At 41.6% G+C, this 8,283-nt stretch carries 5 protein-coding genes and 1 pseudogene; all 6 read right to left on the bottom strand.

Annotation, left to right across the window (positions count from 1 at the left end; translation table 11 throughout):
• Positions 1–53: 53 nt before the first annotated feature.
• Positions 54–956, bottom strand: a complete 903-nt coding sequence (locus ACH0AB_RS11415; protein WP_065263189.1) for a cation diffusion facilitator family transporter — start codon at positions 954–956, stop codon at positions 54–56.
• A gap of 86 nt (positions 957–1,042) precedes the next feature.
• Entirely contained in the window at positions 1,043–4,183 is a 3,141-nt protein-coding gene (locus tag ACH0AB_RS11410) for an efflux RND transporter permease subunit (RefSeq protein ID WP_007116547.1), read from the bottom strand.
• A complete protein-coding gene (locus ACH0AB_RS11405) occupies positions 4,173–5,402 on the bottom strand; it encodes an efflux RND transporter periplasmic adaptor subunit (RefSeq protein ID WP_007116546.1) in 1,230 nt (409 codons plus the stop codon). The genes ACH0AB_RS11410 and ACH0AB_RS11405 overlap by 11 nt, the downstream gene beginning before the upstream one ends.
• A gap of 1 nt (position 5,403) precedes the next feature.
• Entirely contained in the window at positions 5,404–6,729 is a 1,326-nt protein-coding gene (locus ACH0AB_RS11400; RefSeq protein WP_040403790.1) for a TolC family protein, read from the bottom strand.
• Positions 6,730–6,761: 32 nt separating this feature from the next.
• Positions 6,762–7,353 (bottom strand): annotated as a pseudogene (locus ACH0AB_RS11395) (transposase family protein).
• A 123-nt stretch (positions 7,354–7,476) separates the two neighbouring features.
• The gene (locus ACH0AB_RS11390) at positions 7,477–7,887 is read right to left on the bottom strand and encodes a cation efflux protein, CzcI-like (protein WP_197931452.1); all 411 of its coding nucleotides are present in this window, start codon (positions 7,885–7,887) and stop codon (positions 7,477–7,479) included.
• Positions 7,888–8,283: the final 396 nt, after the last annotated feature.

The raw sequence follows: 8,283 nt of genomic DNA, 5'->3' as shown, positions 1-8,283 counted from the left end.
GATGTCAGATTGGTTAGTCATTGCTTATTCTCCTGTTAGTGGATTATAAGCAGTTACACAAAGTTTGGGAAACTCTCTGCCTTACATTTCGTATTTTCTATTTGTAACGTAATTTCAGTAATATTATGATTATGTTTTAGAACTTCTAAGGCCTTTTGATAGAGTTGATCTGTATTGCTATTCGGAGCAACCAAATGAGCAGTTAAATGAATATTTTTTGAGGATATAGCCCAGACTTTCAACTGATGAATCCCTTCAACGCCCTCTAGCTTCAATAAATCATTTCTTAACGACTCAATATCAATCTCATCAGGAACTCCTTCAAGCAGAATATTAATACTTTGTTTTAATAAAATCCAAGTTCGAGGTAAGACCCAGAAGCCAATTAACACAGCGATTACGGTATCAACCCACATCCACTGGGTAAAATAAATAACTATTCCTCCGATAATCACGCCTATCGATCCTAGAGCATCACTAAGAACTTCTAAATATGCACCTTTTATATTTAGACTTCCTTCAGCACTAGCAGAAAGGATTTTCATTGAAATCAAATTTACGACCAAACCAATGACCGCGACAATCATCATTTCAACACTTTGAATTTCAGCAGGGTTCGTAAAACGTTGATAAGCTTCATATACAATATATATTGCTACCACAAAAAGCATCACCGCATTAAACAGAGCCGCTAAAATTTCAAATCGCTGATAGCCAAAAGTTCTTTTATCATCTGCGGCTTTTTTACCAATTTTGATAGCGGCAAGAGCAATAGCTAAAGCGGCTACATCAGTAAACATATGAGCTGCATCAGATAACAAAGCCAAACTTTGGGTAATAAAAGCAGCGACAACTTCTACTATTAAAAAAGTAGTCGTTAAACCTAAGGCAACCATTAACTTCTTACTATTTTCTTCAGTAACAACCGCATGGCTATGATCATGATGTTCTGACATAAAATATTTTCCTTATTCTATTTATGATGAGCAGAGATATTGGATAACAGCCAATATCTCTGCTGTAAATCGACTAATCTATTGGATTAAGAAACTTTTTTTTCATTTATCCAACGATAAAGCACGGGTAACAGCACCAAAGTTAGTAATGTTGAAGAGATAATCCCGCCAATCACTACGGTTGCCAGTGGCCGTTGAACCTCAGCCCCTGTTCCGGTTGCCAGCGCCATTGGTACAAAACCCAGTGAAGCCACACAAGCTGTCATCAACACTGGTCTTAAGCGCAAAATAGCCCCTTGCCACACGGCTTTATGCACTGGATATTTGTCCCTTAATTCCTTAATAAAGGTCAGCATTACCAGTCCATTGAGGACTGCAACACCAGATAAGGCAATAAAGCCAATTCCAGCTGACATCGATAATGGAATATCCCTTAGCCAAAGGAACAGCACACCACCGGTCAAGGCAAAAGGTACCCCGGTAAAGACCAATAGACTTTCTTTGACATTGTGAAAGACCGCCATCAGTAAAATAAAGATAGTGATTAAAGCCAGTGGAATCACGATTTGCATCCGTGCTTTGGCTGAAGCCAAATTTTCAAACTGACCGCCATATTCTATCCAATAACCACTTGGCAAAGTGTATGCTTTGAGCTGTGTCTGTACATCAGAAACAAAAGACCCTAAATCACGCCCTTCAACATTCGTTGTAACCACAACTCGGCGTTTACCATTTTCTCGACTGACTTGGTTGATTCCTTCAATGGTCGAGACTTGCGCGACATCCGACAATAAAATACTGCCACCATTTGGAAGCTGAATAGGTAACTGGGAAACAGATGCGACACTACGGTCTTGCTCTCCAAGACGGATAACAAAATCAAAACGACGATCGCCTTCTAAAATCTCTCCCACGCTTTGTCCACCAATACTGGTTGCCACAAGGTCTTGAATTGAACGCACACTCAAACCATATTGTGCAGCCAAAGTTTTATTTACCTCGACATTCAGTAATGGCAAACCTGAGGTCTGCTCAACTTTCACGGCACTGCTACCCGATATTTGCTGAATGATTTTGGAGATTTTAGTCGCCTCAGTATTGAGGACATTCATATCATCACCGAAGATTTTCACACCAACATCACTACGCACACCTGAGATCAATTCATTAAATCGGAGTTCAATCGGTTGTGAAAATTCACTATTATTGCCTGGAATCGTGGCTAAATACGTCACCATACGGCCACGTAATTCATCTAAACTTTCTTTAGGATTTGGCCATTCTGAACGAGGCTTTAACATGATATAGCCATCTGAAATATTGGGTGGCATGACATCTGTTGCAACCTCGGCTGTACCCGTTCTGGCAAATACTGCCTTAATTTCAGGGAAACTCTTTAAAAGAAGTTTTTCAGTATTCTTCTGAATACGTAAAGACTCTTCTAAGCCTGTACTTGGTGAACGTAACTGTTGTATCGCAAAGTCTCCTTCACTGAGCTGTGGTGCAAATTCACTGCCGAGTTTGGTACTGATAAATCCCGTAATCACTAATACACACAGTGCAAAAGTCAGCACAACTGCTTTGTATTGATACGAAATATCAAGAGTTTGCTGATATTTAGCTTTTAGCCATAACATCCAACGACTTTCTTTTTCTTGAATATCGCCTTTGACCCACAATGCCACAGCAGCAGGCACAAAGGTGATCGATAAAATAATGGCTGCAACAAGGGCGAGTACCACTGCCAATGCCATCGGATGGAACATTTTTGCTTCCACACCACTTAAAGCAAAAATCGGCAAATACACCACCAAAATAATAAGCTGACCAAAAATAAGAGGACGACGTGCTTGGCGGGCAGCCAGAAAAACTTCCTTAAAGCGTTCACTTTGTGTGAGAGGTCGTTTTAACAGTTGCTGTGTATGGGCTAAACGCCGGATACAGTTTTCGACAATCACCACAGCACCATCGACAATGATGCCGAAATCGAGTGCACCTAAACTCATCAGATTGGCACTGATATTTTTCTGTGCCATCCCGGTTAAGGTAAACAGCATAGAGAGTGGAATGACACAGGCAGTAATCAAGGCAGCACGGATATTCCCTAAAAACAGGAACAGAATGATGATGACCAGGATTGCTCCCTCTACCAAGTTTTTCTGAACGGTTTTAATCGCCTTCTCAACCAAGGTAGTACGGTCGTACACCGTTTCAATCACTACCCCTTTAGGCAAACTATTCTGAATATCTTGAAGCTTGGCATCCACAGCTTTAGAAACAGTCCGGCTATTTCCACCCATCGCCATCATGGCAACCCCTAAAACGGTTTCTTTGCCGTTATAGGTTGCCCCACCGGTTCTTAAATCATGCCCAATAGAGACTTGCGCAATATCACCAACCCGAATTGGGCTGCCATTTGGGCTACCCAGCATGGTGTTCTCAATATCAGAAAGCCCATTGAATGCACCCGGTACACGTACCGTCAGTTGCTGACCATTGTCTTCAATATAACCTGCACCTCGGTTCTCATTATTTTGCGCTAAAGCCTGTTGCAGTTGTTCTAATGAGATATTCAGTTGCTGCATCCGGTTTAAATCGGGAGAGACCACATAGGTTTTTTCAAAACCACCAATACTGTTGACCTCTGCAACTCCCTTAACACGTTGCAGTTGAGGACGCACAATCCAGTCCTGAATCTCACGTAAATCCATCGGCGTGTATGCAGTTCCATCCGGCTTTTTCGCATTCGGATCTGCCTTCAGTACCCATTGATAAATCTCACCGAGACCCGTAGAAACGGGGGACATCGTCGGTGCGATTTGTGCAGGCAACTCAGATTGCGCCTCCTGTACCCGTTGGTTAATCTGCTGACGGGCCCAATAAATATCAGTCCCATCTTTAAAGACAATGGTGACTTGAGAGAGTCCATAACGGGATATGGAACGGGTAAGCTCCAGATTCGGAATGCCAGCCATGGCATTTTCAATGGGATAGGTAATCCGCTGTTCGACTTCAAGCGCAGTAAAACCCTTGGCTTGAGTATTAATCTGGACTTGGGTATTGGTAATATCGGGTACAGCATCAATCGGGAGTTTCTGATAGCTATACACCCCGACCGCAATCCAGGTACAGACAAAGAGCAACACCCAAATCGCATTTTGTATGGAAAACTGAATGATTCGTTCGAATAAACCTTCTGGTTTTGGCAGATCAGAATTAATGTCCATGGCCTGCCTCGTCTTTTTCTAATTCAGACTTTAATAGAAAACTGCCATCCGCAATGTATTTCTGCCCTTCAGTTAATCCAGAAATGACTTCTAGCCATTGCCCATCCTGACTGCTCACGCCCACTTCTATTGGCTGTGCTTTAAGATGAACCAGTCCCTTTTCTTCAGACTCAATCACAAATACCACAGGTTTTCCTTCAACCTGCTGTAAGGCTTTTTTCTGGACTCTTAACGCTGTTTTTGCTTGTGCATCAGTCACAAAAACATTTACCAAAACATTTGGACGCAGTACATCCGCTTGTGTGGTGACTTTGGCACGCACTTGTAAACGTCCAGTTTGTAAATCTGCCTGTGAATTCAGCGTTTGTACTTTTGCTTGGTAATTTTGATCAGAACCATTGGTTTTAAAGTTTAAAATTTGCCCTACTTGAAGGTGAATATTTGAGGTATTTGGTAGATTAAATTCCAACCAAAGGTCTTTTAGATTTTCAATCACAAAAAGCTGATCCGCCAGTTGGACATTTTCACCGACCACAATATCTTTTTTACTGATCACCCCAGAGATCGGTGCTTTAATCAGAAAACGCCCATTGTTATTGCCACTTGCACTTAATGCATTTAAACGTGCTTGTGAGGACTGGACAGTAATCTGCGCTTGACGGTAGGCATTTTCGGCACGCTGGTAATCCTGTTTGGCAGAAATCCCCTGTGACCAGAGTTGCTGTTCGCGCTGGTAATCTTTACGGGCCAAATCCAGATTCACCTGTGCCATACGCAGATTTGCCTGTTGGTCGATCAGTTCAGGCACGATTAGTACAGCCAGCGTTTGTCCTTTTTGCACGCTCTGTCCTAAAGCCACATTGACCTGCTCGATATAACCACTAAAATTAGGCGATATATGCGCTTGTTGATCGGTATTCACCACCAATTTACCTGGCAGGGTTGTCAGCTTTTCAACCAATCCTGTGGATGCAACAGCAACTTTTAAACCTTGTTCAACCATTTGTTGGCTGGTCAGTTGTATTTCGCCTTCTTCAGCATGTCCTTCTTCAGAACTATCTTCATCAGAATGTTCGGCATTTCCCTCATCATAACCACGCCCCTCAGATTCAGTTTTTTTTGAACTTAACCAAATAGCCAGACTGACCAAGACCGTAATCAGAATCAAAACTACAATCATGAGAGACTGGGATATTTTTCCGTTTTGCTTGGCGTTCATTTTATCGTGCTCCCCCATTGATTAAATTTTGCGATGCTTCGACTGCCTTTTTATTCAGTTGTGTATAGGCATCCGAACGGCTAATTTCTTCATAACTTGTGCCAATACTGAGTGCCTCAGCTGCTAGGGCAGTTTGCCAAGCTTGACGTAGAATTTGTAATTGACCCAATCGAAGATTCTGCAGTTGGGTGGTTGCTTGCTGAACGTCGGTAATGGACAGTTTCCCTGCCTGAAACCCTTGTAAAGTACGGCTCTGAACTTTGGTCGCCAAAGTAACTTGTGCTGTTGTGGCATCGAACTGGCTACGTAAACCTTTGAGCTGATGCATGCTGTTGGCAATATCGAGTATTTGTTGCTTCAGCTCACGCTGCTGCTGTTGGTTCAGCAATATTTGCTGTTGCTGGACCATCGGGATCGCATATTGCTGGCGATTGAAAATATTCAGTGGAATAGCCACGCCGATTGCTAAAGTCGTATCGTTGCTTTTATTAGGGGTTTTGCTACGTTTCATGCCTACATTTAAAGTCGGATTGGGACGTGCCTGAATTCTTAAATTTTCAATTTGATGATCCGATTGCTGAATGTTCAAGGCATAGAATTTTTCTAGCCACCCTTCAGCAATATACCGTTGCACAGTTTGGAGACTTTGCTCTGGCCAAGGGATAGCGGTTTTATTCAATTGAAGATGTGAAGATGTTTCTCCCCCCCACAAATTAGACAGCTGACGACCGGCAGCTTGTTTATTCAGCATCGCTTGCTCATAAAGTCGTTGGATTTCTAGCGCTTCAATTTGGGCACGCTCAAAATCAACCAGGGCAATACTGCCTGCCTGATAGCGTTTCTGGGCACTGTCCAGATTGGCTTTACTTGTTTTTAACAGTACTGAATAAACAGACTGCTCAACCTCAGCAAGTACAAATTGCGACCATGCAAATTTAACAATCAGTTGGCTTTGTGCCTTCCATAATTGCTGTTGCAATTGGATTTGTTGATTCGAGGTATTGGCAATCACCTGGTTCAGCTTACGCTGACCAAATAGATCTAGAGGTTGACTAACGCCAACATTGAATTCCTGTTCTTGACCTGAGCCAAAGCCAGACTGTTCTAAACTTATACTTGGATTCTGCCATAACCGACTTTGCTGAATATTCAATTCAGATATTTGCTGAACTTGTTGCCACGGCTTGTCTTGAGTCTGGTAACTTTGTACTTTTGCTAAAGCGGATTCAAAGCTGGTAACGTTTTCAGCATAGCTATATTGCATAGCCGCTGCACATATACAAGCAACCAAGCTATGACGCAAGAGTATAATTGATTGTGAAGACATGATTTTTCCCACTTATTTAAATAACCCCACTCTCAACTTGAAATAAGCAATTCAAACTGAAGTGGGGGATTACCTAACTGTTTGTTGATTACAAAGCAAACGTTATGAGCCAAGATTTTACGCATAAATCTGTGAGACAAATGCCATAAATCTCTCGCTCTCACCTTTTGCATGTTAAATCGCTGTGATAACTGACCAATCACCGTCTCAATATTGCGACGAGCATTTTTAAGGCGATTAAGTACACTAAGCGGTCTGTTATCGGGCATATTGACACACAGGAATGGGAAAGCCATCAATAAAATGAATGTTGTCTTGCCCATGCCGTTTAACGATATGCTGTTGTATCAAAGTTTTTAACTGTAACAAATTGACGCACTGCTTGGCAAAGTTGGGATATGAGCCTATTTGTGGAAACCATGTTTGCCAATGCTGTTTAAAATACTAATGGATTTGTGAGTCGGTGTCCATCTGTAAAAACTCACCCACTATCTCCATGGTGATAATTTCACTGTCGGTTAGCTTTGGTGCATATCCGCCTTGCCTTAGCCGGTTTGTTACAATCTTTTTGTAGTAGTCATCTACCATTAGATAGATTTTAATGATAAATTCGTCGATGGGCATGGCTTATCCTCTAATCTTTTTGGTCATTGATTAAAGTTTAAGTTCATGCCTTTTTTGTTTTAATCCCACTTAAAAGTGTTGAGAGTGGGGTTTAAATAATAAAAGTGGTGGGAATGTTTTAGGCTACCCCACCATGAGCGGGGAAAATTCGGGAGGTGGGCTTTGTTGAAACAGGTCAGGAGCCTGATAGCTGTTTTTCCAATGAAATTGTGGATTCACTTTAACTTCAGAGCTTGGATGAAACACATCTACTTTTTCATTTTGTACAATCACATGCATCATCGATGGTAGATGATCTTGATGATCTTCACCGATTTCTAAATCGCTACTGAATGTTTTTATGTTTTCTGACTGTCCATTATGATCGTGTTGACGACTATCGCTGGCACACAAGGTATTTTGGTGATGACCAAAATGATAACTCTGCTGTGATTGAGGCTGTTGTTCATGGACACAAAAGGCCGCCGCCACATTCCAAAAGCTTTGGAACATGAACAATCCAACCAAGACTGTAATCCATGTAGTAGAACGCATCATCATAACAATCGAAAAATTTGTACCAAGTATAAGGCTTAGAGCCACTCCAAGGTCAAGCTTAATAAATTAAATTAAACATTCAATGAACACTGAATAGCCGGCACTTTTGCAAATTTACCTTGTCTCTATAAGCTCACATCAATTTCAGGTAAGAATAACAATAGATAGTGAACCGTACCGGGTTTGTCGGAGACTTTTTATTTAAGTTAGGCCACCTGACCTAACGGGTTAATCTTATCATTGTACATTGCTTCAAACTCAAAAGGCAATTTATTTAAGTTAGGCCACCTGACCTAACGGGTTAATCTTATCATTGTATAGTTAAAACCGAATTATACCAAGCAACTTTCAACACAATCCTTAAGCGTATCAAACTTGCTTAGCGTTAAACGA

The organism is Moraxella sp. 179-F 1C4 NHS (assembly GCF_045370505.1).
GTDB classification, from domain to species: Bacteria; Pseudomonadota; Gammaproteobacteria; order Pseudomonadales; family Moraxellaceae; genus Faucicola; species Faucicola tetraodonis.
Note: the sequence above shows the minus strand (reverse complement) of the source record. Positions and strands in the feature narration are given on the sequence as shown.